Genomic DNA, 23,526 nt, shown 5'->3' with positions numbered 1-23,526 from the left:
AAGCTATTATTTGATTTTTTCTCAATTAAAGGCTTCTCTTATACGTAAATAGATAGCTTTCTAAGCATGCAATCAACAGCATAATCGCCATTACTTTAGTCGGCATTATACGTCCAGGCTGGAAACGCTCATAACTGTAAATTTTTACAACGATAAAACTTGCCTCGATAAGCTTTGAGGAAATTTCATTTTTTCTGAAGTAATTTTCTCACTCAAAGCGTGCTAAATGGCCCCCCCGATCAGAATTACAAATAAACACAACAAAAATCAGTCACCCTGCTCTTTGGGTGCTCCTGTTTTTACTGCCTTAAATCCTAGGAAAGCTTAGCAAGCCATAAAGGTGGCCTTGTGTTTATTTTTCGTATTGATTGGAGGATCGCATGAGCTCAACCATCGTGAAATCTGCACAATCGCTTTTTGCCGCGGCCTTATTTATACAAGCGCCGTTGTCCATAGCTGAAAGCACTACCAGTATGGATCCGGCAATACTAGAGGGGTCTGTTATTTACAGGGAGGACATGCCACCTATAGAGGTTGAAGACTACAAATATGGGATGGAGCTAGACATTGCCGATGTAATTGATGTCGAATATTTTCGACCTGAGCCCTTCTTTTGTGGAACTATCCCCGCGCAAATGGTTTACGAAGACTCTGATGGTGAAATCAATGCTATCCGCTATCTTTACCCAGACTCTAGTGGATGCTCTGATTAAATAAATAAGGTAATCCCCCGGCTAAGCCGGGGGACTCCTGGAGGTTTGACCGTGTGATACGGTCATCGGGAGCCTTCTGTCTCGACCAAGAGATAGGAGGTACCCGATGAGAGACTATCAGAGTCTCACGCACACGAAGTGGGACTGTAAGTACCACGTTGTTTTCATCCCGAAGAGGCGCAAAAAGGCAATCTTCGGGGCAATTCGCAAGCACCTTGGCGAACTGTTGCATGAGTTGGCGAGGCAGAGGGAGTGCCGGATAGTGGAGGGCCATTTGATGCCTGACCATGTCCACATGTGCATCAGCATCCCGCCCAAGCACTCGGTGTCGTATGTGGTGGGCTACATCAAGGGCAAGAGTGCGATTTCGGTAGCTCGGCGTTTCATGGGGAAGACGAGGAACTTCACGGGTGAGAATTTCTGGGCCCGGGGATATTTCGTTTCAACCGTGGGGCTGGATGAGGAGATGGTACGTGCATACATCCGGAACCAGGAAAAGGAAGACGAGCACTACGACCAGCTCAAGTTTGGCCTGTAGCGACGGCCGCCTTAATCTTACTGTGTCACAAGAAATCGGGTTGAATACGTTCAGCCTGACAGCCGACTGGATTCACGAGAAAACGGATGGAACAGCGCTTCGAAGCCTATCTCGATCATCTGTGCGACTCCCTGGGCCACGTGGACCGGCATGAAGGCCTGCGTGGGTATCGCCAGGGGCTGATGCTGCCGCTGGCACGAAAGAGCGTCGAACCGCTGGCTGCCGGAATCGATCCCCATGCAGTGCGGGCACGCCACCAGTCACTGCATCATTTCGTAGCCAAGTCCGACTGGTCGGACGAGGGATTGCTCGAGCGTGTGCGGGCTTGGGTGGAACCGGCTCTGCTGCGCGAGAAAGGCACCGAGTGCTACTGGATCATCGACGACACGGGCTTTCCGAAGAAGGGCAAGCACTCGGTCGGTGTGGTGCGCCAGTACTGTGGCCAATTGGGCAAGCAGGACAATTGCCAGATTGCCGTGAGTCTGACGCTGGCTACCGAGAGGGCGAGTCTTCCCGTGGCCTGGCGGCTGTATCTGCCCGAGGACTGGGCGGCAGATACGGCGCGGCGCACCCGCGCCGGCGTGCCGGAAGGGGTTGGGTTCCAGACCAAGCCCACGATTGCACTGGAACAGGTCAAGGCCGCTCTGGCTGCGGGGATTGCGCGGGGTGCTGTGTTGGCCGATGCCGGCTACGGCAACGATACGGGATTTCGCGATGGATTGACCGAGCTGGGGCTGGCCTACGCCGTCGGCGTGCAGGGAGCGACGACCGTCTGGCCGGAAGGCAAGGCGCCTCTGCCCCCGGAACCGTGGAAAGGCGTGGGACGCAAACCCCGTCTGCTGCGGCGGGATGCCGAACATCGGCCGGTCAGCGTGAAGGCGCTGGCGCTCGGTCTGCCGGCCAGCGCTTATCGTACCGTCACCTGGCGACAGGGCAGCAACACGGCACTGTCCGGTCGCTTTGCCGCGGTTCGGGTGCGGGCGGCGCATCGTGACCACCAGCGGACTGCCGCACGCGACGAGGAATGGTTGCTCATCGAGTGGCCCGAGGGGCAGCAGGAACCGGAAAAATACGTCCTGTCGACCCTGCCCGCGGACACGTCTTTCGAACGGCTCGTTGCCGTGACCAGGATGCGCTGGCGTATCGAGCGCGATTACCAGGAACTGAAGCAGGAGTTCGGTCTTGCCCATTATGAAGGGCGAGGCTGGCGTGGCTTTCACCATCACGCCTCCCTGTGCATTGCCGCCTATGGCTTTCTCGTGGCCGAGCGCCTGCATCATCCGGCCACCCAAAAAAACGCCACACTCCGCCCGCCATCTGCCTTAGAGCCTATCCATAAATAATATTTACGGTAAGCGGCACCTTCCGAAAGGCGATAATGGCCGCTGCCAAATGATTGAGGGCGAGGAAGCTGCGCTCGAGCTTTTCGTAGCGAACCAGGAGCTTGCGAAACCGGTTGAACCAGCTGTGGGCGACTTCAACCACCCAGCGCCGGGCCCGCTTGTGAGGATGGCGCTTGAGCTGTCGGGCCTCATCATGCCGCCCCTGTACATGGGGAATGTAGCCATGGGCCAGGATCGTCTCCAAGGCGGTAACCCCCCGATAGGCGGCGTCGGTACACAGGTGCTTGGAGCGGCGAAACGGTGGATTCGGCCTCTTTACCTGGATGGCGTCGAGTACCGCCTCAAGCTGCGTCACGTCGTGCCGGTTCGCCCCGGTCACGACGAGCGACAACGGGACGCCACGCCCGTCGACCAACAGATGGCGCTTGCTCCCGTTTTTTTCCCCGATCGGTCGGGTTGGGTCCGACCGCTTCCTGTGCCAGAGGGGCTTTGATCATTGCCCCGTCGATGCTCTGCCAACGCCAGGCAATGCCTTCCATCTCATCGTACTCGGCCAGGCCAGCCTGCCAGAGGGCCTCGAAGAAACCAGCCGTTTCCCACTCCAGGAAACGCCGGTGAATCGCGCTCGCACTGCCGAAGCGCTCGGCTGGCAGGGCTTTCCACTGACAGCCTGTGCGCAGGGCATACACGATGGCTTCGAACACCAGCCGAGCCGGCTTGGGCTTGCGTCCGGCGCCGGCCTTGCGCTGGTAGACCTTGTCCGCCAATCTCGGGCGAGGCGGCGGTACCAGCGGCTGGCGAGCCGTCTTGATCGCTGTCCGTGCTGCGGACGGAAAAATAGCGAGCAGATGAACGTTTAGCTTTATGACACAGTAAGACTAAACCCAGTCTTCGTAAACCAGGCCAGGTACACGGCCAAATTCACGAACATTGTTTGTCACAAGCGTACAGCCGGAGGCTATCGCATGACCTGCGATAGCAGTGTCATTGGGGCCGATTGGCGTGCCTACCTCGGTCAGCGCTCGCATTACTTCAACGGTCGCATCTACGGCACGTTGATCCCACGGCAACACGGCATCTAGCCGCTTCACGAATTCATCAACCAGCGTTTTATGCTTGGCTGAGGCTTTCTTACCGATCTGGCCGAAACGCATTTCGGCGTAGGTGACGGCAGAAATAACGATTCGATTGTTCTGGCCAACCTCTGCCGCCAGCCGCTGTAAAACCGACTCTGGGAGTTCGCGCATGATGAACGAGCAAATGCAGGTATCAAGCATGTAGGTCGTCACAGATTGAACCTGCCTTCATCACCAACAACTGGTGGGCGCTCTTGAAGAAAGTCAGCATCGGCTTTTGGCACCTCGGCCAAGGACTGCCATGTTGGCCGTACCGGGCGAAGTGTGATTACGTCACCTTCGCGCATGATTTCCAGCTCACCGATGCCTTCATAGGCCATGTCATTCGGTAGTCGAATCGCCTGATTCTTGCCGTTCTTGAAAATAGAGACAGTACGCATTTCAATCCTCCAACATATGTCTAACATATGCAATATAGCAACGAATCATTGCATATGCAAGGCATATGCTCAACATCAAAGCGCAACCTCAAACGCTCGTCTAATAGTTTCTTGATCGACAGTCCCGCCGGCGCCTCGCCTTCGCCAAGGCCCTGCTAGGAAGGCGTGTACGCGAGGCTCAGCAGCGGCTAGATGAGTCGAGAATCGAGGGGGAATTTCTCTACCTGAATGCTCGCCCCGCTGGCCTCGGGATGCACCGGGTTGAACAGGTAGTTGGTCGTGCAGGGGATAATGGCGCTCGGCACCGGAAGCAGCAGAGCGCTTCGCCCATCCAGGAAGCGATCCCCCATGGCGCGCGTGACTTCTGGGGCAGACTTCCAGTGCTCCGGAAGCGGCGGAAGCTCGGCCCGCGAAACCGGGTCCGGAAGCTCGATGCGGATCAATTGGAGCGTTGTGGGGAAGTCCTCGGGGTCGATTTCCAGGTGGACAAGCACCTCCAGCATTGCCCCGGCCGGGCTGTCCGCCGCATAGACGACCGGCCTGCCAAGGTGGTGCCACCGGCCACTGGCGCGCAGGCCGCCGACTCCGCTGAGATCGGCGTAGGCGCTGATCCGCCACAGAATCACAGGGCCAGACCTTCGGCGATTTGCAGCAGCATTTCCTCCACCTGGCTGGTGCCCTGCTGGGTGGTGAGCATCTGCATGGGCGTCAGGCCGGAAAACCGCTCCTTGGGCTTGGAGAGCCAGCGTTTGGCCTTCTCGCGGTCACCGAAAACAGCCTCGGCCATTGCCGTGATATGGGCAGCGCGAAAAAACCGGTCGCTTTCCTCCACGGTCAGCGGCTGGTCTCGCTCGATGCGGCTCTTGAGGGTGCGCAGGGGGATGATCTGGTCGCGCTCCAGCGGCGTGACCACCCCGGCCTCGGTCAGCTGCACCAGGCGGGTCGCAGGAAAGCCCTTGGTGATCCGGGTGTGGATCTCGAAGTCGGTTGCCGACTCCGGGATGTCCAGCAGGCTTTGAAGGCGCGCCCGGTAGGCGGTGTAGCCATGGTCACGCAGGACTTCAGCAAGCATGGGATAGCCTCCTGTTCGGCATTTACCGGATTGTATCCGGCATTTACCGATGGAGACAACAACCCATCTTCCATACCATCACGAGGCGATTTTTCCTGCTGGGGATAAGCGCCAGCAGGCATTTGCCGGCAACTGCGTTCCTCAGGGCTGATCGGCCCAGCGCTCGCCTATCGGTTCAGCTTGACCCCGCGCCGACACTACCTGCCAGCCACAGTTCTCCTCGTCCCAATCCTGGCCATCGCCGATCATGGCGAACAAGCTGATCGGCATGTGCCATTCGTACGGCATACCCCGGCCCAACCCGGTGACCATCCAGTAGGCCGTCGATGGGGGAAATGCCCGAAAGCGATGTTGGACGGGGACGATTGATGATTCGAATTCAAATTTATTGTTCCGAGCCACGCATTTTTCCGATCGGCCAGCGCAGGGATACTGTCGCCCTCTCCACACGACATGGCAGGGCTGCCTGTCGGTTGTCTCCCTCACTCGGTCGATCAGCAAATGCTCAAGAAACTCTCCTTTTCCCTCGCTCTGACGATCGGCACCGGCGTAGTATCCGGCCAAGCCATGGAGTCGCCCCCGGCCGCCGACTGGTATCCCTCCAAGTATGGTCCGATCGACGAAATAGGTGCAGCCAACCTGCTGACGCCCGAGGTGGTGCTGAACGCGGCGAAACTCGTGAAGACAGGTAAGACCTATGCGCTGGGCGTCGAAATCAACAAGGACCTGCCGGCCTTTCGGCACCGCAGCTTCAAGCTCTACAACGTCCAGCCGGGCGAGCAGGCCGGGCTGACCCTGGGACCCAACAAGTTCACCTTCAACGACGAACTGGTTATCGCCTGGACCGGCGTCGGTACCCAGCTCAACGGCATCGGTCATATCGGTATCGACAACGTCTACTACAACGGCAACCGTGCCGAAGACATCGTCACCATGGAGGGCGTGAAAAGGCTCGGCCTGGAAAAGGTGCCGCCGCTGGTGACCCGCGGCGTCGTGCTGGACATGACTGCCCACTACGGTCAGGCCATCGTTCCCGAAGGCACCGTATTCACGGTGGCCGACATCGAGGCAGTCTTGCAGAAACAGGGCATAGGGATCGGCAAGGGCGACGTGGTGCTGTTCAACACCGGGTGGCTCGAACTGATCGGTAAGGACAATGCGCGCTTCCTCGCCGGCGAGCCCGGCATCGGCCTGGAGGCCGCCCAGTACCTGATCGACCGGGGTGTGGTCGCGATAGGCGGTGATACCTGGGCCCTGGAGGCGGTGCCGGGCAGCGACGACGCGGTGTTTCCGGTCAACCAGTTGATGCTGGCGAAAAGTGGCGTCTACAACCTGGAGCTGATCGACAGCCGGGCCCTTGTCCGGGACAGGGTCTGGGAGTTCCTCTTCGTACTCGGTCAACCGCGCTACACCGGAACCACCCAGGTAACGGTCAACCCGGTCGCCATCCACTGACGAAGGAAATCCGAGCATGCTGCACACCGATTACGCCGCCTGGAGCTGGACGCCGGGCCAGGGGATCGACGGCCTGCGGCTGGTCCGTCGGCCCCTGGAGCGCCCGGCTGCGGGCGAGGTCCTGATCGCCAACCGGGCGCTGGCGCTGAACCCGGTCGACTGGAAAATGATCGAGTGGGGCCATCCGGCTTGGCGCGAGGGCCAGGTGCCCGGCGTCGATGGCGTGGGTGTGGTGACGGCCGCCGGCAACGGCGTCGCTATCGTTCCGGGAACCCGCGTCGCCTATCATCAGTCCCTCGGACGGGACGGCAGCTTCGCCGAGTACTGCCGCGTCGAGACCGGTGCCATCCTGCGGGTGCCGGTCGCTCTCGACGATGCCGCGGCCGCCTGCCTGCCCTGTCCCGGCCTGACCGCCCAGCAGGCGCTGGACAAGGTCCCGACCGTGCCCGGGCGCGATGTGCTGGTGGTAGGGGCCGGAGGTGCGGTCGGCCTGTTCCTGACCCAGCTCGCCCTGCAACGCGGCTGGCGTGTCTGGGCCACAGCCGCGCCGCGTCACCACCAGCGGTTGCTCGAGCTGGGCGTCGTGGGAGTCTTCGACTATCGGCAGGGCGGCTGGTCGTCCGGCCTGCAGGCGCAACTGGGCGAGCGTCCGCTATATGCGCTGTTCGACACGGTCAGCGGCCGGCATGCCGCGACGCTCGCCCCGCTGCTTGGGTATAACGGTCATCTGGTATGCATCCAGGATCGCCAGGAGATGGCGCCCCTGCCGGCCTTCGGCACCGCCCTGTCGCTGCACGAGGTCGCCCTGAACAGCGTTCATGAACACGGCAGCCGCCTCGACCGACAGGCGTTGCGCCAGGCCGGGGAGCGGCTGTTGCAGGGGTTGGCCGACGGCAGCCTGCTGGCGCCGGATCGCCGTGTCTTCGCCTTCGACGCCCTGCCCGATGCCTTGCGGGCGCTCAAGGACGGGAGCGGTGGAAAATGGGTTGCGCAGTTGCAAGCCGCGCCGGCCGTCACCATCTGAGCTACAGGAGGAAAATCGCTATGGATCTGGGTATCGCCGGACGCTGGGCGCTGGTCTGCGCCGCCAGCAAAGGACTCGGCAAGGGCTGCGCGGTGGCCCTGGCCCGGGAAGGGGTGAACCTGGTTGTCAATGCCCGCGGCGACGAGGCGCTGGAGGCGACGGCGGCAGAACTGCGCGCCCTGCATCCGGCGATCGAGGTGCGCAGCGTGGTCGGCGACATCGGCCGCGACGAGGTGCGTCGGGCTGCGCTGGATGCCTGCCCGCAGGTCGACATCCTGGTCAACAACGCTGGCGGGCCGCCGCCGGGCGACTTCCGCGAGTGGAGCCGCGAAGACTGGCTGCGGGCCGTGGAGGCCAACATGCTCACGCCGATCGAGCTGATCCGGGCCACGGTGGACGGCATGGCTGCACGCGGCTTCGGCCGGGTAGTGAGCATAACTTCGGCGGCGGTAAAGGCGCCGATCGACATTCTCGGCCTCTCCAATGGCGCGCGCAGCGGCCTGACCGGCTTCGTCGCCGGCCTGGCCCGCCAGCCGCACCTGGCCGGGCGCAACGTGACGATCAACAACCTGCTGCCCGGGGCCTTCGATACCGAGCGCTTGCGCCAGACCCTGAATGCCGCCGCCCGGGCCTTGCTCATCCGGCGCGAGCTCCAATGACTGGCATCGTCGGGCCGGGTCTGCCGCACCCGGTCGACCACTTCCTGGACCTTTTCATCACTGATGCTGCGTGGGCGGCCTGAGCGCGGCTCGTCATTGAGGCCTTGCAGGCCCAAACGGGCGAAGCGAAGGCGCCACCTCGAAACGGTTTGCGCCGTAATGCCGAGCCGTCGAGCAATGGAAGAGCCGGACTCGCCTCGAGCGCAGGACAGAATGATCTCGGCGCGCAGCTGCATATCGGCAGGCCCCTTGTGCCTGGCTCGGCGGCGGGTGAGTTCGGCATGCTCTTGTTCGGTCAGTTCGATCCGAACGGCTGGGCGGCCTGTTTTCATCGCATGCCCTCCGAAAAAACTCTGCCAGCTCCGCGGTAGACAAGACTTATCCTGAGTAGTTGTGATTCACCACACTAGCCGCTACTTGAGGCTGCGTCGCTTGCACCTGCTACGAGCCGCGCTCGCCGTTGCCGATCACCGGCACGACACTGTGATGGCGATAACCATGCGCTTTGGCTATTCGGATTGTGGTCGCATGGCCTCGGAGTACTATGCCCTCTTCGGCGAGTACCCCAGTGCAACGCTTCTTCGCGGTGTCAACGGATAATGGAATGGAGGGAAAGGGCGCCAGCCGTCCGCAGCCGGCCATGCAGCGATTGCGAGGGGAATTCTCCGAAGTAGGTCCTGTAATGGCCGGCGAAGCGGCCGAAATCCCATACCCCGTATTGCGCACAGATGTCGGTGATTGTGTCCCCGGGCCTCGCCTGAAGGATTACGCCGCGTATCGCGTGCAGTCTGTGCATCATCAGGTAGCGATGCGGACTCATCCCGAGATAACGGTTGAAGACATTGCGCAGCGTACGTTCCGATGCGCCGGCCGCGACGCACAAGTCTTCCATATGGACCGGGGCCTCCTTGATCGACGCCAGCAACTCCAGAGCCTTGCGCAGAATCTGCTGGTGATCCAGGCGAGCGCGCGGTGTCCGGCCTGGCGTTGCAAGCGGGAGCAGCGTGCGGAACACCCGGTCCATCAACTCTGTCCGGGCGGCGTGCTCGGCGGCAGGGTTGTGCAAGTCCTCCGGCGCCTGCTGATCGATGCGAAACAGGCGGCGTGCGAGCCAGATGAGTGGCGCGATATCCCTCTGGATGACATTGACCAGGTTGCGCGACAGTATTGAAGGGTCGAACTCGTCTTCGTGCACCTTTGCCCAGCGCAGCACCAGTTCGCATGACATGGCCACCGTCATCCAGGTCGCCGGTTGGCTGGCATCGATGTGGAACATCGCATCGGGAACCATCCAGGCCAGCAGGCGGCGATCGAAGCGATGCCCGTTCACTACGGTGCATTCGTGTCGATTCAGCGGCAGAAAGATATTGAAGAAGCCGGGAAGACCGACGCCGCTGTAGACGGTCCCGGCACCCTCCCGGCCGAACATCAGGGCAACCCCGTTCAGTTCTACGACCCGCAGCCGCCAGTCGCGCTGCTGCCGTGAACGCAATACATAACGTCCCTGCACGCCATACAGCGCTTCTTCGAACTCGTCGAAGTCCGCACAGACAAGCCGGCTCATTGGCATTCCCCTGAAGAAAAAGCGCTCATCTTTCTTTGGCCGAAGTTCGAAAGCCCGTCTCAGACATAGAAGATCATGTGAAGAAACGGTGCTCAAGGACAAACAAAAGATCAGGCAGTGTTCCGCCCTGTCCGCAAATATCTACTCAAGTGCGACAGGTACAGCTGCTGGCGCAAGCCTCGGAGGGGCTGGTCATGCCGCGGCTGGGCGAGCCGGTCGAGCCGTGGTGGCGAGGTAGGACGAGGGCGACTGGCGGGACGCTGCGCAGCAGGACGCCGGGCTTCTGGTATTTCCCGTGAAAGACTAATCTCAGCTGACGTCCTGTCTGCATTCCCCCTTAACTATCGCTTCTCGAAGCTCGCTCGAGAACCCGGCCTGAAGCCATAGGCCTTGGCCACCTTGGCACAGAGCAGTGCAGGCGCAAGCAGCGCCAGCAGTACCCAGGGGAAAGAAGCCACACCGGCGGTTTCCAGCAGAAGGCCGCCGAATACACCGCCGCCAGCAATAGCGAGGTTCCAGGCCGTGACGATCATCGACTGAGCCACGTCGGCACCCTCGCCCGCGGCATCTGCCGAAGCCGTCTGCAGCAACGTTGCCGCCCCTCCGAAAGTGAGCCCCCATACCGCCACGCCGCTATAGACCACGGCTGGAAGCGTACCGGCAAGCCCCAGCGCCAACGAGGCCAAGGCAAATCCGCCCAGACTGACCAGGACCAGTGCACGTAGCCAGCGGTCGATCAGCAGGCCGACGCCCCAGATGCCCAGCAGGGCGGCAACCCCGAACACCAGCAGTATCTGATCCACGCGGCTACTCATGCCGGCTGGCGCCAGGAAGGGGGCAATGTAGGTGTAGAGAAGGTTGTGGGCCAGCACCCAGAGCAGGATCACCGTCAGGATTGGACGCACCCCAGGCGTCGCAAAGACCTGGCGTATGCCCAGGCGCCGTTCGGCCGTCTGCCCGGGGAGGTCCGGCACCTTGCACAACACCCAGACCATCAGGACCAGGGTCAGTCCGGACATGAGACCGAAGGCCATCCGCCAGCCGGCCAGGGCGCCGAGCCAGGTTCCCGCCGGTACGCCCAGCGAGAGGGCAACCGGCGTACCCACCATCGCGATGGCCATGGCGCGCCCTTGCAACGGCACGGCCACCATGCGGCGCGCATAGCCGGCCAGCAGTCCCCAAGCCAAGCCGGCAGCAACGCCAGCCAGAAAGCGGGCGATCAGCGTGAGCGGGTAGCTGGATGACAGCGAAGTAACGCTGTTGAACAGCAGGAAGCCGCCGAGGGCGAGCAGGAGCAGCGGTCGACGCCGCCAGCCGCGGGTCAGGGCTATCAGCGGAATCGCTGCCACCAGCGAGCCGAACGCATAGGCGCTGACCAACTGGCCGGCCAGCGCTTCCGAGATACCGAGCCCCTGGCCGATCTGCGGCAGCAGTCCGGCTGGGAGGGTTTCGGTGAGGATGGCGATGAAGCCGGTCATGGCCAGGGCCAGCAGGGCGGACACCGGGAGCCGTGCTTCATCAGTCATGCTGGCGGGGTGCAGGCGATGCGATGCGCTGGCATCGATGTTCCGGTGAGAAGGCGCGTTGGCAGCCGTATGCGGCAATTGGCTCATGCCGTTACCCCGCTCGGTCCGTAGACCGCATCGCGCAACTCGCTGACGAAACGACCGGACATGCCTTCGTAGAGGGTATTGGTCAGGGCTACCACGCTGAGCTTCCGGACCCGGTCGACGAACCAGGAATGCCCATAGGCGCCGCCCCAGCGCCAGGTTCCCGGCGACTCTGGCGATCCGGCTGCGGCCGGATCGCGCAGCACCGAAAAGCCGAGCCCGAAACCAAAGCCAGGTGCATCAGGCAAGTCGAACCCGGCGGTCTGGTCACGGCCCATCTCGTCCACCAGCCCGGCAGGAAGCAGGGGGGCACCGCCCTGGCGCAGGACCTCCAGGAGCCGGAGCAGGTCCCGGGCGCTACCCACCATGCCGGCACCGCCCGAGGGGAAGGCCGTGGCATCGAGTGCGCGTGCCGGTTCGAAACGGATGCCTGCCGTGTCCTCGAAGGGGGCCTGGGTTTCCTGTTCGCCCATGCGATGGGGCTCCGGTGTGTCGTTCACATAGACCGCCGTCAGCCGGCTGGCATCCACGGCTACGAAGTCGGTGTCCCCCATCTCCAAGGGGTCGGTCACCAGCATTCGTACCGCCTGTTCCAGAGGCGCGTCACACACGCGCTCGATGAGGGCGCCGAGCACATCGGTGGCCAGCGAATAGCCCCAGGCGCTGCCCGGTGCATACAGCAGCGGAACGCTGGCGATTCGCCGCAGGTTCTCTTCCAGGCCGATGCCGGGCCGGTCTAGGCCATCGGAGACACCGGCGCAGGCATAGCGCCCCTGATCGTCCGCTTCGAGAAAGCGGTAGCCGAGGCCTGCGGTATGGCTGAGCAGTTGCCGCGCGCTGATGCGTGCCGGACCGCCATCGGGCAGGCAGGGCTGGAATGTCGGCAGCCAGCGGCCGATCGGCTCGTCCAGTGCCAGGCATCCCTGCGCCACCAGCACCAGGGCGGCGGTGGAGACGATCGGCTTGGATACCGAGGCGAGCCGGAACAGGGCATCCTCGCGCATGACTCGTCCGGCTTCCCGGTCGGCCAGACCCGCAGCGCGGCGGTAGACCAGTTCGCCGTTCTCGGCGATCAGTACCAGGGTGCCGACCAGACGCCGCTCGGCCAGCGCCGCCTCGATGACAGCATCGACGCACTCTGCAAGACCCGCTCGGGACAAGGGGGTGGAACAGCTAGACATGGGATTTCCTTGGTTTCGGGATGTCGCGAAACCATAGAAGTGCGTTCATTACGGAAAAAGACGGGTAGAGTTCCGGTCTATCCGGAACCTAATGTCCGCAATGGGAGCAGTCATGGACAGCCTGAGCGGCTTTACCGTTTTCGTGCAGGTCGCCGAGACGCGCAGCTTCGTCGCGGCCGGACGGGCGCTGGGCATTTCAGCCTCGGCCGTCGGCAAGCGGGTGGCGCGGCTGGAGGAGAAACTGGGGGTGCGTCTGTTCCACCGCAGTACGCGTAGCATCGCCCTGACGGCGGAGGGGACGCTGTTTCTCGAGCGCAGCCGGCGCATCCTGGCCGAGATAGAGGCGACGGAGCTGGAGCTCTCACGAACCGCCGGGGCACCACGTGGACGCCTGCGCGTGAGCCTGCCCCTGGTCAGTTCACTGGTGCTGCCGGTGCTGGCCGATTTCATGGCCGAATACCCGGAGATCGAGCTGGATCTGGACTTCACCGATCGCTTAGTGGACGTCATCGAAGAGGGGTTTGACGTGGTGGTGCGCACTGGACAGTTGTCCGATTCGCGGTTGTCGGCTCGGCGGCTCGGCGCTTTCCGCCTGCTGGTGGTCGGCTCGCCCGCATATCTCGAACGCCACGGCGTGCCCCGGCGCCCGGCCGATCTGGCCGACCATGCCTGCCTGCACTATCGCTTTTCCAATACCGGCAAGCTCGAGCCCTGGCCTCTGCGCCGACTGCCGGGTGAGCCCGAGCCACAGTTACCCGTCTCCATGGTCTGCAACAACATCGAGACACGGGTGTGCTTCGCGCTGCGTGGCCGTGGCCTCGCCTGTTTACCCGATTTCGCTATCCGCGATGCCTTAGCCGAGAGCCGCTTGTGCAGCGTGCTGGACGACTACATGGAGGGTACAGGGAACTTCTATCTGCTCTGGCCTTCAGGGCGACAGGTGTCACCCAGGCTGAGGGCTTTCATCGACTTCATGGGGGTCAGGATGTTTCCGGGTTCGTCATAACCTTCCAGGCTGGCTGACGAGCATTCTCAGGGCGAAGAGGGCTGGCGCTCTCTGTGTAAGCTCAATGAGCCTGCTCTACATCGCCTGCACCCGGGCCATGTAGGTGCTGGCCGTCAACTCGACCGTGCAGGAGGTCATGCAGGAATTTGTCGATCGCCGTGATGGCAGGAAACCGGACACGCTGCTGGCCTTTCTGTAGACGAAGCGTGCCTCCCCGAACTCCGGTTTTGTACGTCATTTGTGATAACATGGCGTACAAATTTGGCTAGGAGATTCGCGACCATGGCAAGTACCATCCGTTCTGCCCGTCTTGGGTTGCGCGCCACGCCGCAGCAGGAAGCGGTGCTGCGCCGCGCGGCCGAGGTGGCAAACAAATCGATGACCGATTTTATCCTCGACAGTGCCTGTCAGGCCGCCGAGCAGACCTTGCTCGATCAACGCCTGTTTCTGGTATCCGGCAGCCAGTCCCAAGCCTTGCTGGAGATGCTGGATCGGCCTGCCCAAGACAATTCTGGCCTGAAGGATTTGTTCTCGCGATCGGCACCTTGGGACAAATGATGTCGCTGACCGCGCCCCAAGCACTGGACGCCAGCCACTCACTGGAGGGTTTCGATTGCGGCAAACCGAGCCTGGATGATTGGCTGATGCGCCATGCCCGGCAGGCGCAGGCCAGCGGTTCGGCCAAGACCTACGTAGTCGCTGACGGCGTGCGCGTCGCGGGCTACTACAGCCTCACCGTGGGACAGATCGATACCCTGGAAGCTCCCGCTCGTGTCCGCCAGGGCATGGGGGCTTATCCCATACCTGTTGTCATCCTGGCGCGGATGGCCGTGACGCGACAGGATCAAGGGCGCGGCATCGGCGTAGGCATGCTGCAGGATGCGATCCGGCGTACCCTCACCATCGCCGAGCAGGCCGGCGTTCGGGCGCTGTTGACGCATCCGATCGACGAGGAGGCATTACGCTTCTACCTGCGCTTCGGCTTCGAAGCATCGCCTGCCCGCGAGCAGCAATTGCTGTTGCTGCTCAAGGACGCGCGTCGGCTGCTTGTTCCGCCGGCGTCCCCCAGGGGATAGGCCTGCACTCCAGGACCTATCGACAGTTCCCGGCCCGGCGGAACCCGGCGGCCTCGGCATCCGCCGCCGACTCAAACGAGACACGATTTTTCTCCTGCACTTGCTCGTAGCTCGGGCAGCCGACCGGTAGGTGGTAGACCTTGCTGGCGCTGTTGCCGATCACCGGGGCGCTGCCGTCCTGTTCAGCAACCTGCACTGGCGGCTCTACCGGCCGGCGGGCGGGCGTAGATGTGTCCTGCCCGGCCAGGCCTTCGCGGCCCGGCTTGTGCCCCAGCATCCAGGTGCGCTCGCCGGTCATGCATGAAGGGATCGTGGCGGCCCATGACCTATGCAATCCGCCAGTCGCACTCCTAGCCCTTCATTTCAGGATGCCCAGCAGGGTCCAGACGCGCCGGGCTTCCGGGTCTGCCGACAGCAGTTCGGACAGCAGGTCGCCGAGGGGCTTGTTGCCCCATTCCACTGCTCTGCGGATCAAATAGGGGACCGGGCTGTGCGGCTCGGTACGTGCCAGGTAGTCGGCGATCAGGGCCAACTGATGATAGGCCTGCTCGCGACTGCATAGCACACTGGACGGCGGAGCGGCATTCGGCATGGCAGTGTCCGCCCCCCGGCTGGCCTCTTCGGATACGGGCGAGACGGCAAGGGCGGCATCGGACGCGTGCGGATGCATGCCGATAAACTCCTGCATCAGGGCGATCAGTTGGTAGATGACATCGCGCAGCGGACCGAAACCAGGCGAGAGGTCGCCCAGGTAGTCGTCGCTCCAGCGCTCCAGACGCTCCAGACGCTCCAGCGAGCGTGCGCTCTGTTCGAGGCAGTCGCGGCGCTGCAGCCAGACGGGCAGCGGCGTGCTCCTGACCCGCTCGTTCAGTTTCTGCTGCTTGTGCCGGGCCGCCTCGGCAGCGGCCTTGGCCGCCTTGCTGTCGTTGCCGGCAACCTGCTGCAGCTGCAGCTGTCGCCAGTCGTGCAGGGCGAAGGGGCCGAGCTCGTCGATATCGGGCTCGAACAGCGGCAGGCGCACCAGCAGTAGCTCAGCGTAGCGGCGGATCAGCCAGTCAAGCGGTGTCATCCGCCAGGAGCGGTCGCCTTCCTCGGCCCGGGGATGCAATTCGTCCGGATAGCGCTCGCACAGCCCGGTCACCAGCGCCAGCGCCTGGGGCAGTCCCTCCCAGCTCCGACGGTGCAGCCAGGCCTCGCCCAGCCAGGTGGCCACCATCAGGTCCTTGCTGCGGGCGAGCAGCAGCTCGCCGGCCAGCTTCTCTACCTCAGCCCAGTCGCTGCGCTTGATCTGTGCCTGCCAGACGCCGCTCGGCAGGCTCGCGTCGTCCTCCCGGCGGGCTTCGCGCAGACGGTCGAAGTCCGGGTCGTAGCGCAGGCTTGGGCCGCAGGGCGAGTTCGCCGACAGCGGCTCGAGCAGGCTGTCCGGTGCAAGAGGAAACGAAAGTAAGGCGGAATTCAAGAAAACCTCCAGGGGCTCACCAGCGCTGCTGCACGGACGGCGCGGCAAAGGGAGAACGGGGCGCGCGTACCGGCAGCGGCTGGATGGAGAGCGGCGCCTTGCCGCCCTGGGTCATGAGTGACACGCGCATGAACATGGTCGCCCGGCTGTCGCTGTTGTAGGTCCCATAGACCGGCAACTGGAAGGTCAGCGGGAAATCGGTGTAATCCACGTCCGGCTGCCGCTGCACGGCGACGTGGGTGCGCATCAACCGCAGCAGCGCCCAAGGGCCGGTGTATTCCCAGCCGGCCTCAAGGTCGGCGACCGCCATGCTCGGCTGCAGCGGATCGTTGACCGGCCGCAGCGAACCGTTCTTCGCCCAGCGCAGCACCAGCCGGACTGGCTCGCCTTGGGTCCAGCGCAGGCGCTGCAGGTCGTCGCCCGGATAGGCGATCTCCTGGCGACCCGCCAGCATCGACCAGGCGATCACTTGGTCGGCGCCGCGCTCATCCTCGCGGTCGGTGCGCCAGCGCACCTCCACGTCGAGCCCCTGCAGGCCATTCTTGTCGCGCAGCAGCAGGGATCCCAGCCAGCCGGCGGCCTGCTTCAGGCGCAGCAAAAAGTCCTGCGCGGCCTGCCGGTCGGAAGAGCGGGCGAGCTGCAGGCCCTCCTCGGCCTGGGGCAGATGCTCGTCAATCAGCCGCAGCAGGTGGCGGACTCGGTCGGGATCGACGTCGACGGCGCGGATGCTGTAGGAGAACGGGAAGCGCTCGGCCAGGTACTGGTTGAAATAGTCGGCCAGGCGGTTCCAGGCGGCAGCCGCGCGCTGCTGCTGGAGGAAGTCACAGCGCTGCCGGGCCTCCTCCCAGAGGAGCTGCCCGCGCCGCGACAGGTCGTCGCGCCCCGGCGCCAGGTAGGCGGCCTGGAGGATGCCCGAGCAGTTGCCGCTGTCCATCTCGATGAAGTCGCGGGCGACCAGTTGCTGGAACAGTGCCGGCGCACTGGCCGGGTTCTGCGCCTTGTGCTTGAGCATCTCCTCGCCCAGTGCGGTCAGCCGCAGGACCTTCTCGTAATCGCCCAGCGACAGGTGCGAGCGCTGCATCTGCAGCCACTCCAGCGCCCGGGCGCTCCCCTGGGTTGCTTCCAGCATGACTGCGAACTGCTGGGCTAGCCCCTGCTTAAGGTCCTGCAGGTCCTGGGCGCGGAACATCTGCAGGCCCAAGCTCTTGCCGCCGTCCCAGCGGGCGAAGTCGTAGGCTTGGTGAAACATGGGCAGCGCCTTGATCTCCGCCAGCGCCTCCTGCACGTCGCCGAGGGCCCGGCGGTTGAGGTTGTCCAGCAGGGCCTGGGCCAGATCGCCGCGATCCAGCTCGGCGAACGCCTCCTGCAGCTGCAGGGCCTTGTCCGCCGGCACGTCGAAGGAGCGCTCGCCGCCCAGGCGCGGAACGCCGCCCTTCGACTCCAGGCTGTTCCACATGGCCAGCGAGGCCGCCCGGGCGGCCGCTCCAAGCAGGGCCGTGCGGTACGCCGGCGGTATCTGCGCCAGCTCCTGCCCGATATAGCCCTTGTAACTGGCGTAGTAACCCAGCGCGGCGTCGAGCGCGCGGGCGTCGATGGCCAGGGGCTGGGCGCGGGACTCGGCCGCGTCCTCGCGGTGCAGGGCGATGGCGGCAAAATCGCGCCGCAGCAGGCTCTCGATGGACTTGTCCAGCCCGGCGACGTACTCCTGCAGCTCCAGGCTGCCGCCGCCCAGCAGCACCAGCAGGTTGTCGCGCGAACCTGCCTGGGCGATCCACTGGTCGCGGAAGCTCTTCTGCAAGCGGGAGGTCTCCAGATCGACGGCCTGCACCACCGCGGGCCCGAGCAGCGTGCTCTGACGCGCGTTGTCCAGCAGCGCCTCGTAGCCCGGCACCAGATCCCGCCCGTTGCCGCGTCCCCAGGCCACGTTAGTCAGCGCGATGAGATCCTGCAGATTTTCGATCAGGCCACCGACCTCCTCGAGCTCGCGCAGGGAGTTGCCATAGCCGGCCTTCAGCTTCTGGAGGTGGATCTTCAGGTAGCCGGCCGGACGGACGAAGTTCTCGGCCAGGAAATACTGGGTCAGCCACAGCTGCATCAGGTGCTGGAAGCGCTCGGCAATCTTCCGGTTCCCGTGCAGGTTCAACGGCTGCATCGCCGGCCCGGGAGCCGTGCGCAGGACTTCGTTGTAGAAGGCCTCGTGGCGCATCGGCCCGGCGCCCGGCTGCAGGCCCAGCGCGTCCCGCCCCAAGGCGGCAAGGGCTTGAAAGACGCCCTGAACTGATTGAAGCAGCTGATCTGCAAGCCGATAGCCAACGAGCGCTGCGCGTAGTCTGCCGATTCGAGCCGGAAATATCGGCCGGCCAATACTTCAATACGTGCGTACTTCATTGCTTCATTACGTGAGCGCTTCATTGCTTGAACGCATAAGCGCTTCAGTAGCGTAAGCGCCGCGGCCAGGCTGGTAACCGGCCGCTCCTGTTCGCCTGGCCCTTTCTGTTTCAAGCCGCCATTCCCATCCAGGATGGGGATGCCTCCAGGATGGCACAGAGGTCAACGCAGGTGCAGGACTACGGCGAAGAGCCAATGCTGGTTCACCTCGGCAAGCCGCTGCTCCTGTCCTTTCATGGCGAGCCCAACCAGATCAATCGGGGCAGCGCCTTTGTGCCCAAGGAAATCCATGGCGAAATCGATGGCTCCATATTCGCTCTGACGGGGAACCTGGCCGAAGACAACGGCACGGTCGCGCAATTCGAAGCTCCCCCACTGCCCCTCGGCATTCCGATAGGTCCAGCAGATATTTTCCGCCTCGATTCGGTAGGGGGCGAGCAGCCTGCAGACATAGCCCGCAAGCGACAACGCACCGTCGGCGACGCCGATTCCCGTGCCGAGGTCGACCAGCATGGCCGCTGCTTTGCGCTGGTGCCTGTAGACAAGCGCCTCGACCGTTGGGGCCATGAGCGATTCCAGCACCGGGCCGGCTATCGAGCAGAGTTTAAGGAACGTGTGGAGTTGATCAGGTTTCATGGAATGACCTCCTGTGCAGTGTGCACCCAGGATGCCAGCGGCCCGGAGAATCCAAATTCAACACGTCAATGCTTCAACGAATCAACGCGCGAGTACTTCCTTGCTTCAGCGCTTCAATACGTCAACGCTCACGACATCATCGGCTAGCCGCACCATCGCCGGCACTCGTCACAGCTTGGGATTCCTTCAACACGCGATAGCTTGGCTTGTACCTGCTGCACGCACGGCCAAACCGAATGCTGGGCAGCACCAATCGCCATGTTTATTAAGGTGGCCCTTAAATAGACGTCTAGTTAGACTTCAGGCATGGAAAAGATCGACGCCCGCAAACTGACCGCAGAGAGTCGCAAGCTGCTTCGCCAGATAGTGATTCGCCTGCGCCAGCAGTCCAACATGAAAGTCGAGGAGTTGGCCTCGGTCACCGGTGTGCATCCGACCACCATCAAGACTTGGCTGACCCGTGCCAACCGCGAGGGCGCGCAAGCCCTGGAGGAAAAGCGTCGGGGGCGCCCGGCGGGCGCCTGCCGCAAGCTGACGCCGGCCGACGAGCAGTGGCTGCGCGAGCAAATCGTCGAGCAACCCCCGCAGCAGCTGCAGTTGCCGTTTGCCCTGTGGACGCGCCCGGCCATCAAGGCGCTGGCCAGGGAACGCCTCGGGATCGAGCTGCAGGACCGGTTGATCGGCAAGTATCTCAAGCGCTGGGGGTTTACGCCTCAGCGTCCCGTGAAGCGGGCGCAGGAGCAGCGGCCGGAGGACATCGAGCGCTGGCTGAAGCAGACCTACCCCCAGGTCAAGGCGCGCGCCGCTGCCGAAGGAGCGGTGATTCACTGGGGGGACGAAACCGCAGTCAAGGAGGATGCGAACTGGATACGCGGCTACGCCCCCAGGGGCCAGACGCCAGTGCTGGCGACGCCCACTCGCTGGCACAAGCTGTCGATGATCTCCGCAATTTCGCCCCGTGGCGAGGTGGCCTTCCAGATCGTCGAAGGCAGTATCAACGCGCTGCGTTTCATCGACTTCCTGAGCCGCCTCGTTGAAGGGACACCGCAGAAGATCTTCCTGGTGGTCGATAACCTGCGCGTCCACCATGCCAAGGTGGTCAGCGAGTGGCTCAGTGACAAGCAGGACAGGATCGAACTGGTGTTCCTACCACCCTATGCGCCCGAGTCCAATCCCGACGAGTACCTGAATCGGGATTTCAAGACGGCGCTGCGCAGCGGCCCGGTCAGCCATGACAAGGCCAGCCTGCTGGACAAGGCGATGGCTTTCATGAACACACTCGGCAGCTTGCCCGACAAGGTCATGGCCTATTTCCAGCATCCTGCAGCACGCTATGCCATGGCGTGAATTTAAGGGCCTGATTAATAACAACCGGCGAGCAAGCCGAAGGAGAGGAACCAATGCCCCACGGAACTACCGCACCAGTGCAGAGCCTGGTGGATGACGCACTGATCGAGCTTGAGAATCTGGTCGACGACTTAGGCGAGCAGGCAGCGCCCGCCCAGCCTGCCGCTCAGGTGGCCACAAGGCGCGAACACTACAAAGCTGCACTCGAAGATATCGCCGCGGTGCTGGGCCAGTCGCCAGAGTGGGGTGCGGACCAGTTGAACGAGATTGTCGCCATCCTCGGTCGCGAAGGGATACCTGTTTCAGAGTGAAGCACTTAAGTGCTTGCGCATTGATGTATTGAAGTATTGATTGATTTTCGCATGGCTCCCTGGCTGATGCCTTCGACCGTGCGGCGAGTTTCAGACCATGCCGCCGTTGGCGCGGATGACTTGGCCATTGATCCAGCCGCCCTGCGGGCCGGCAAGGAAGGACACGACCGCGGCGATGTCGGCCGGCGTGCCCAGACGTTCGAGCGGGTTCATTTTGGCCATCCGTTCGATGAGTTCGGGCGACTTGCCCTCTAGAAACAGGTCGGTGGCGGTGGGGCCCGGCGCTACGGCGTTGACAGTGATCGAGCGCCCACGCAACTCGCGGGACAGCACAGTGGTGAGCGCTTCCACCGCCGCCTTGGTGGCCGAGTACGCGCCGTAGGTTTCCAGGCGCAAGCCGATCACGCTGGAGGAGAAGTTGATGATGCGGCCGCCGCTACGCAGGCGATGCGCTGCCTCACGCATGCAGTTGAAGCTGCCCTTGAAGTTGATGGCGACCAGTCGGTCGAAGGCGGCATCGTCGACCTGGGCGACCGGCGCCAAGTCCATGACACCGGCATTGTTGACTAGCACGTCGACACCGCCGTAGCGGGCCTCGGTGGCGTCGAACAGCCGCTGCACCGCGACCGGATCGCTGACGTCGGCCTGCAGGGCGACGGCCTCGCCGCCTTGGGCAACGAGGCGGCTCGCCAAGGCCACGGCGTCGTCGCGCCGGCCGGCGTAGTTGATGACCACTGCGTAGCCATCGACGGTCAGGCGTTCGGAGATGGCGGCGCCGATGCCGCGCGAGCCGCCAGTGACGATGGCGACCGGACGGGAATGCGTTTGCGTGTTCATGAGGGAGGTCTCGAGTGGACCGCCGGATTGGCGGCGGAGAGACCTTATCCATTTGTGACACTCGGATAATCTGGCAGAATCCGCGAACACCATTCGGAAATCCGGACAATGGACCGCTTCGATGCCATGCGGGTCTTCGCCAGGATCGTGGAGCGCCGTAGCTTTACCCGGGCTGCGGACGACTTGGCGCTGCCACGGGCGACGGTCACTGATGCCATCAAGGCGCTGGAGTCGCGCCTGGGCGTGCGGCTGCTGCAGCGGACCACGCGCCAGGTCACGCCCACGCTGGAAGGCGAGGTCTTCTACGGCCGCTGCCTGCGTCTGATTGCCGATATGGAGGATGCCGAAGGCGCCTTCCGCGATACGCGCCCACGCGGGCCGTTGCGTATCGAGGTGCACGGCACGCTGGCGCGCCACCTGCTGTTTCCCCGGCTTCCCGCGTTCCTGGACGCCTATCCGGACATCGAGCTGGACGTCAGCGAAGGCGATCGCTATGTCGACCTGGTGCGTGAAGGCGTGGACTGCGCCGTCCGCGTAGGCAAGTTGCGCGACAGCGACCTAATCGCACGCCGCCTGACGCTGCTGGCCGAGGCCACGGCGGCCTCGCCGGACTACTGCAAACGTTACGGCACGCCGACGGACATCGACGCCCTCCAGGGGGACGGCCACGTGATGGTCGGCTTCAAATCCACCGCCATCGGCGCGTTGCTGCCGCTGGAGTTCCAGCACGAAGGGCGCGTCCGCCACGTCACCTTGCCCACGCGCGTGCGGGTCAGCGGTGCGGATTCCTATGTCGGTGCTGCGTTTGCCGGCTTCGGCATCATCCAGGCTCCGCGCTACCGGCTGGATGACTACTTTGCTGCTGGCAAGCTCATCCTATTGCTGGAACTCTTTCCGCCATTGCCCAGCCCGGTCAATATTGTGTATACGCGTACCCGGCTGCCGTCCCCTCGGTTGCGTGCATTTATCGAATGGGCAAGCAACACATTTGTAAGCGTCCGGCCAAGTCATCTGGTTTGAGCCCGCCAGGCTAAGAGATGGTGTCCACCTATTTATCGTGGACACCATCTCCAGGCTTTTAAGCGGGAAATCATGCAGCGTCGTTCCTATTCCACAGCCTTCAAGGCTCAAATCGTGCAGGAGTGTGGCCAGCCCGGCGCCTCCGTCGCCAGCGTGGCGCTGAGCCATGGCATCAACAGCAACGTTGTCCATCAATGGATACGCACGGCACGCAGCCAGGTTGAGACCCTGCCGGCGTTCATCCCGCTTGCACTGGATGCGCCCGTGCGGGCCGGATATGCCTCCCGCGCGGACATTCGCATCGATATCCCCCATCGGCGCACAACCTTGACCGTTCCCTGGCCTGCGGGCGATGCAGAGGGGTGTGCCCGGTTCGTGCGCGAGATCCTGCAATGATCCGTATCGATGCCATCTGGCTCGCCACCGAACCGCTGGATATGCGGGCCGGAACGGAAACGGCGCTGGCCAGGGTGGTGGAGGTCTTCGGTGCGGCGAAGCCGCACAACGCCTACCTGTTCGCCAACAAACGAGCCAACCGCATGAAAGTGCTGGTTCACGATGGTTTCGGTGTCTGGCTGGCCTCGCGCCGACTGAACCGGGGCCGTTTTGTCTGGCCGGGCAGTTGGCAGGGCACGCAGTTGGAGCTGAATGCCGAGCAGCTTCAGGCCCTGGTGGTCGGGCTGTCCTGGCATCGGGTCGGATCGGGGGCCGAAATCAGCCTTTTATAGTTGGCCGTCAGGTGGTGCCTGCCGCGCAATTGACCGAACGACC

27 protein-coding genes and 2 pseudogenes are annotated in these 23,526 nt (G+C 63.2%); 14 read left to right on the top strand and 15 right to left on the bottom strand.

Going from position 1 to position 23,526, the window contains the following annotated elements; translation table 11 throughout:
• Positions 1–380: 380 nt before the first annotated feature.
• The 3 genes from GCU53_RS24010 to GCU53_RS24000 all read left to right on the top strand — a co-directional run bounded on the left by GCU53_RS24010 (position 381) and on the right by GCU53_RS24000 (position 2,594).
• A complete protein-coding gene (locus GCU53_RS24010) occupies positions 381–713 on the top strand; it encodes a DUF2790 domain-containing protein (RefSeq protein ID WP_152390094.1) in 333 nt (110 codons plus the stop codon).
• 106 nt (positions 714–819) lie between these two features.
• Positions 820–1,251 carry an IS200/IS605 family transposase gene (gene tnpA, locus GCU53_RS24005; RefSeq protein WP_152390093.1) on the top strand — a complete coding sequence of 144 codons (432 nt, stop codon included), beginning with the start codon at positions 820–822 and terminating at the stop codon, positions 1,249–1,251.
• Between the two features lie 86 nt (positions 1,252–1,337).
• A complete protein-coding gene (locus GCU53_RS24000) occupies positions 1,338–2,594 on the top strand; it encodes an IS701 family transposase (protein ID WP_152390092.1) in 1,257 nt (418 codons plus the stop codon).
• Here the strand turns inward: GCU53_RS24000 and GCU53_RS23995 are convergent.
• The 6 genes from GCU53_RS23995 to GCU53_RS26645 form a co-directional block, all read right to left on the bottom strand.
• Positions 2,581–3,442, bottom strand: a protein-coding gene (locus tag GCU53_RS23995) for an IS5 family transposase (RefSeq protein ID WP_425278178.1) whose coding sequence is annotated in 2 segments (ribosomal slippage) — positions 2,581–3,033 and positions 3,035–3,442 — 861 coding nt in all. Because the reading frame shifts where the segments join, the coding sequence is not laid out codon by codon here. The genes GCU53_RS24000 and GCU53_RS23995 overlap by 14 nt on opposite strands.
• A 30-nt stretch (positions 3,443–3,472) precedes the next feature.
• Positions 3,473–3,883, bottom strand: a complete 411-nt coding sequence (locus tag GCU53_RS23990; RefSeq protein ID WP_152390090.1) for a type II toxin-antitoxin system VapC family toxin — start codon at positions 3,881–3,883, stop codon at positions 3,473–3,475.
• On the bottom strand, positions 3,880–4,110 hold the full coding sequence (gene vapB / locus GCU53_RS23985; protein WP_152390089.1) for a type II toxin-antitoxin system VapB family antitoxin: 231 nt from the start codon (positions 4,108–4,110) through the stop codon (positions 3,880–3,882). Before vapB ends, GCU53_RS23990 begins: the two co-directional genes overlap by 4 nt.
• A 188-nt stretch (positions 4,111–4,298) precedes the next feature.
• Positions 4,299–4,736 carry an RES family NAD+ phosphorylase gene (locus GCU53_RS23980; protein ID WP_152390067.1) on the bottom strand — a complete coding sequence of 146 codons (438 nt, stop codon included), beginning with the start codon at positions 4,734–4,736 and terminating at the stop codon, positions 4,299–4,301.
• Positions 4,733–5,182 (bottom strand): antitoxin Xre/MbcA/ParS toxin-binding domain-containing protein, encoded by a 450-nt coding sequence (locus GCU53_RS23975; protein WP_152390068.1) that lies wholly within the window; start codon positions 5,180–5,182, stop codon positions 4,733–4,735. Before GCU53_RS23975 ends, GCU53_RS23980 begins: the two co-directional genes overlap by 4 nt.
• 141 nt (positions 5,183–5,323) lie before the next feature.
• Positions 5,324–5,452: a hypothetical protein gene (locus GCU53_RS26645; protein WP_280115888.1), complete on the bottom strand. Its 129-nt coding sequence runs from the start codon at positions 5,450–5,452 to the stop codon at positions 5,324–5,326.
• A gap of 297 nt (positions 5,453–5,749) precedes the next feature.
• On the opposite strand from GCU53_RS26645, the gene GCU53_RS23970 reads away from it, so the two are divergent.
• From GCU53_RS23970 to GCU53_RS23960, 3 genes and pseudogenes are all read left to right on the top strand, one after another.
• On the top strand, positions 5,750–6,637 hold the full coding sequence (locus GCU53_RS23970) for a cyclase family protein (protein ID WP_244307283.1): 888 nt from the start codon (positions 5,750–5,752) through the stop codon (positions 6,635–6,637).
• A 19-nt stretch (positions 6,638–6,656) separates the two neighbouring features.
• Positions 6,657–7,661 (top strand): zinc-binding dehydrogenase, encoded by a 1,005-nt coding sequence (locus GCU53_RS23965; RefSeq protein ID WP_152390279.1) that lies wholly within the window; start codon positions 6,657–6,659, stop codon positions 7,659–7,661.
• A gap of 20 nt (positions 7,662–7,681) precedes the next feature.
• Positions 7,682–8,284 (top strand): annotated as a pseudogene (locus GCU53_RS23960) (SDR family NAD(P)-dependent oxidoreductase); the annotation flags it as partial.
• Positions 8,285–8,349: 65 nt separating this feature from the next.
• Here the strand turns inward: GCU53_RS23960 and GCU53_RS26325 are convergent.
• The 4 genes and pseudogenes from GCU53_RS26325 to GCU53_RS23935 all read right to left on the bottom strand — a co-directional run.
• Positions 8,350–8,556 (bottom strand): annotated as a pseudogene (locus GCU53_RS26325) (helix-turn-helix domain-containing protein); the annotation flags it as partial.
• 353 nt (positions 8,557–8,909) lie between these two features.
• On the bottom strand, positions 8,910–9,884 hold the full coding sequence (locus GCU53_RS23945; RefSeq protein WP_152390086.1) for a helix-turn-helix domain-containing protein: 975 nt from the start codon (positions 9,882–9,884) through the stop codon (positions 8,910–8,912).
• A 341-nt stretch (positions 9,885–10,225) separates the two neighbouring features.
• Complete coding sequence (locus GCU53_RS23940) at positions 10,226–11,410, bottom strand: MFS transporter (RefSeq protein WP_152390085.1); 1,185 nt, start codon at positions 11,408–11,410, stop codon at positions 10,226–10,228.
• A gap of 83 nt (positions 11,411–11,493) precedes the next feature.
• Complete coding sequence (locus GCU53_RS23935) at positions 11,494–12,675, bottom strand: serine hydrolase domain-containing protein (protein WP_152390084.1); 1,182 nt, start codon at positions 12,673–12,675, stop codon at positions 11,494–11,496.
• 112 nt (positions 12,676–12,787) lie between these two features.
• Here GCU53_RS23935 and GCU53_RS23930 point away from each other — a divergent pair, with 112 nt between their 5' ends.
• From GCU53_RS23930 to GCU53_RS23920, 3 genes are all read left to right on the top strand, one after another.
• Positions 12,788–13,681 (top strand): LysR family transcriptional regulator, encoded by an 894-nt coding sequence (locus GCU53_RS23930; RefSeq protein WP_152390083.1) that lies wholly within the window; start codon positions 12,788–12,790, stop codon positions 13,679–13,681.
• Positions 13,682–13,963: 282 nt separating this feature from the next.
• Positions 13,964–14,239 carry a type II toxin-antitoxin system TacA family antitoxin gene (locus tag GCU53_RS23925; RefSeq protein WP_152390082.1) on the top strand — a complete coding sequence of 92 codons (276 nt, stop codon included), beginning with the start codon at positions 13,964–13,966 and terminating at the stop codon, positions 14,237–14,239.
• Positions 14,239–14,757: a GNAT family N-acetyltransferase gene (locus GCU53_RS23920; RefSeq protein ID WP_152390081.1), complete on the top strand. Its 519-nt coding sequence runs from the start codon at positions 14,239–14,241 to the stop codon at positions 14,755–14,757. The genes GCU53_RS23925 and GCU53_RS23920 overlap by 1 nt, the downstream gene beginning before the upstream one ends.
• A gap of 16 nt (positions 14,758–14,773) precedes the next feature.
• Here the strand turns inward: GCU53_RS23920 and GCU53_RS23915 are convergent, their stop codons facing one another.
• The 4 genes from GCU53_RS23915 to GCU53_RS23900 all read right to left on the bottom strand — a co-directional run bounded on the left by GCU53_RS23915 (position 14,774) and on the right by GCU53_RS23900 (position 19,240).
• Positions 14,774–15,055 carry a sunset domain-containing protein gene (locus GCU53_RS23915; protein ID WP_152390080.1) on the bottom strand — a complete coding sequence of 94 codons (282 nt, stop codon included), beginning with the start codon at positions 15,053–15,055 and terminating at the stop codon, positions 14,774–14,776.
• A gap of 60 nt (positions 15,056–15,115) precedes the next feature.
• The gene (gene tssA / locus GCU53_RS23910; protein WP_152390079.1) at positions 15,116–16,216 is read right to left on the bottom strand and encodes a type VI secretion system protein TssA; all 1,101 of its coding nucleotides are present in this window, start codon (positions 16,214–16,216) and stop codon (positions 15,116–15,118) included.
• A 16-nt stretch (positions 16,217–16,232) separates the two neighbouring features.
• On the bottom strand, positions 16,233–18,422 hold the full coding sequence (locus GCU53_RS23905; RefSeq protein ID WP_244307280.1) for a hypothetical protein: 2,190 nt from the start codon (positions 18,420–18,422) through the stop codon (positions 16,233–16,235).
• 344 nt (positions 18,423–18,766) lie between these two features.
• Positions 18,767–19,240 carry a hypothetical protein gene (locus GCU53_RS23900; RefSeq protein WP_152390078.1) on the bottom strand — a complete coding sequence of 158 codons (474 nt, stop codon included), beginning with the start codon at positions 19,238–19,240 and terminating at the stop codon, positions 18,767–18,769.
• 306 nt (positions 19,241–19,546) lie between these two features.
• Between GCU53_RS23900 and GCU53_RS23895 the strand changes: the two genes are divergently transcribed.
• Together GCU53_RS23895 and GCU53_RS23890 are read left to right on the top strand one after the other, a co-directional pair.
• Complete coding sequence (locus GCU53_RS23895) at positions 19,547–20,587, top strand: IS630 family transposase (protein WP_152385914.1); 1,041 nt, start codon at positions 19,547–19,549, stop codon at positions 20,585–20,587.
• An 89-nt stretch (positions 20,588–20,676) separates the two neighbouring features.
• A complete protein-coding gene (locus tag GCU53_RS23890) occupies positions 20,677–20,898 on the top strand; it encodes a hypothetical protein (protein WP_152390077.1) in 222 nt (73 codons plus the stop codon).
• Positions 20,899–20,988: 90 nt separating this feature from the next.
• On the opposite strand, the gene GCU53_RS23885 is transcribed toward GCU53_RS23890, so the two are convergent.
• Positions 20,989–21,735 (bottom strand): SDR family oxidoreductase, encoded by a 747-nt coding sequence (locus GCU53_RS23885; protein WP_152390076.1) that lies wholly within the window; start codon positions 21,733–21,735, stop codon positions 20,989–20,991.
• 108 nt (positions 21,736–21,843) lie between these two features.
• On the opposite strand from GCU53_RS23885, the gene GCU53_RS23880 reads away from it, so the two are divergent.
• From GCU53_RS23880 to tnpB, 3 genes are all read left to right on the top strand, one after another.
• Positions 21,844–22,755, top strand: coding sequence for a LysR substrate-binding domain-containing protein (locus GCU53_RS23880; protein WP_152390075.1), 912 nt, complete (start codon positions 21,844–21,846; stop codon positions 22,753–22,755).
• Positions 22,756–22,827: 72 nt separating this feature from the next.
• Positions 22,828–23,151 (top strand): IS66-like element accessory protein TnpA, encoded by a 324-nt coding sequence (tnpA, locus tag GCU53_RS23875; protein WP_152390074.1) that lies wholly within the window; start codon positions 22,828–22,830, stop codon positions 23,149–23,151.
• Positions 23,148–23,483 carry an IS66 family insertion sequence element accessory protein TnpB gene (gene tnpB, locus GCU53_RS23870; protein WP_152386917.1) on the top strand — a complete coding sequence of 112 codons (336 nt, stop codon included), beginning with the start codon at positions 23,148–23,150 and terminating at the stop codon, positions 23,481–23,483. Before tnpA (GCU53_RS23875) ends, tnpB begins: the two co-directional genes overlap by 4 nt.
• Positions 23,484–23,526 lie beyond the last annotated feature (43 nt).

The sequence above is a fragment of the Azotobacter salinestris genome, from assembly GCF_009363155.1.
Classification (GTDB): domain Bacteria; phylum Pseudomonadota; class Gammaproteobacteria; order Pseudomonadales; family Pseudomonadaceae; genus Azotobacter; species Azotobacter salinestris.
This window is presented reverse-complemented; position numbering and strand designations above follow the sequence as displayed.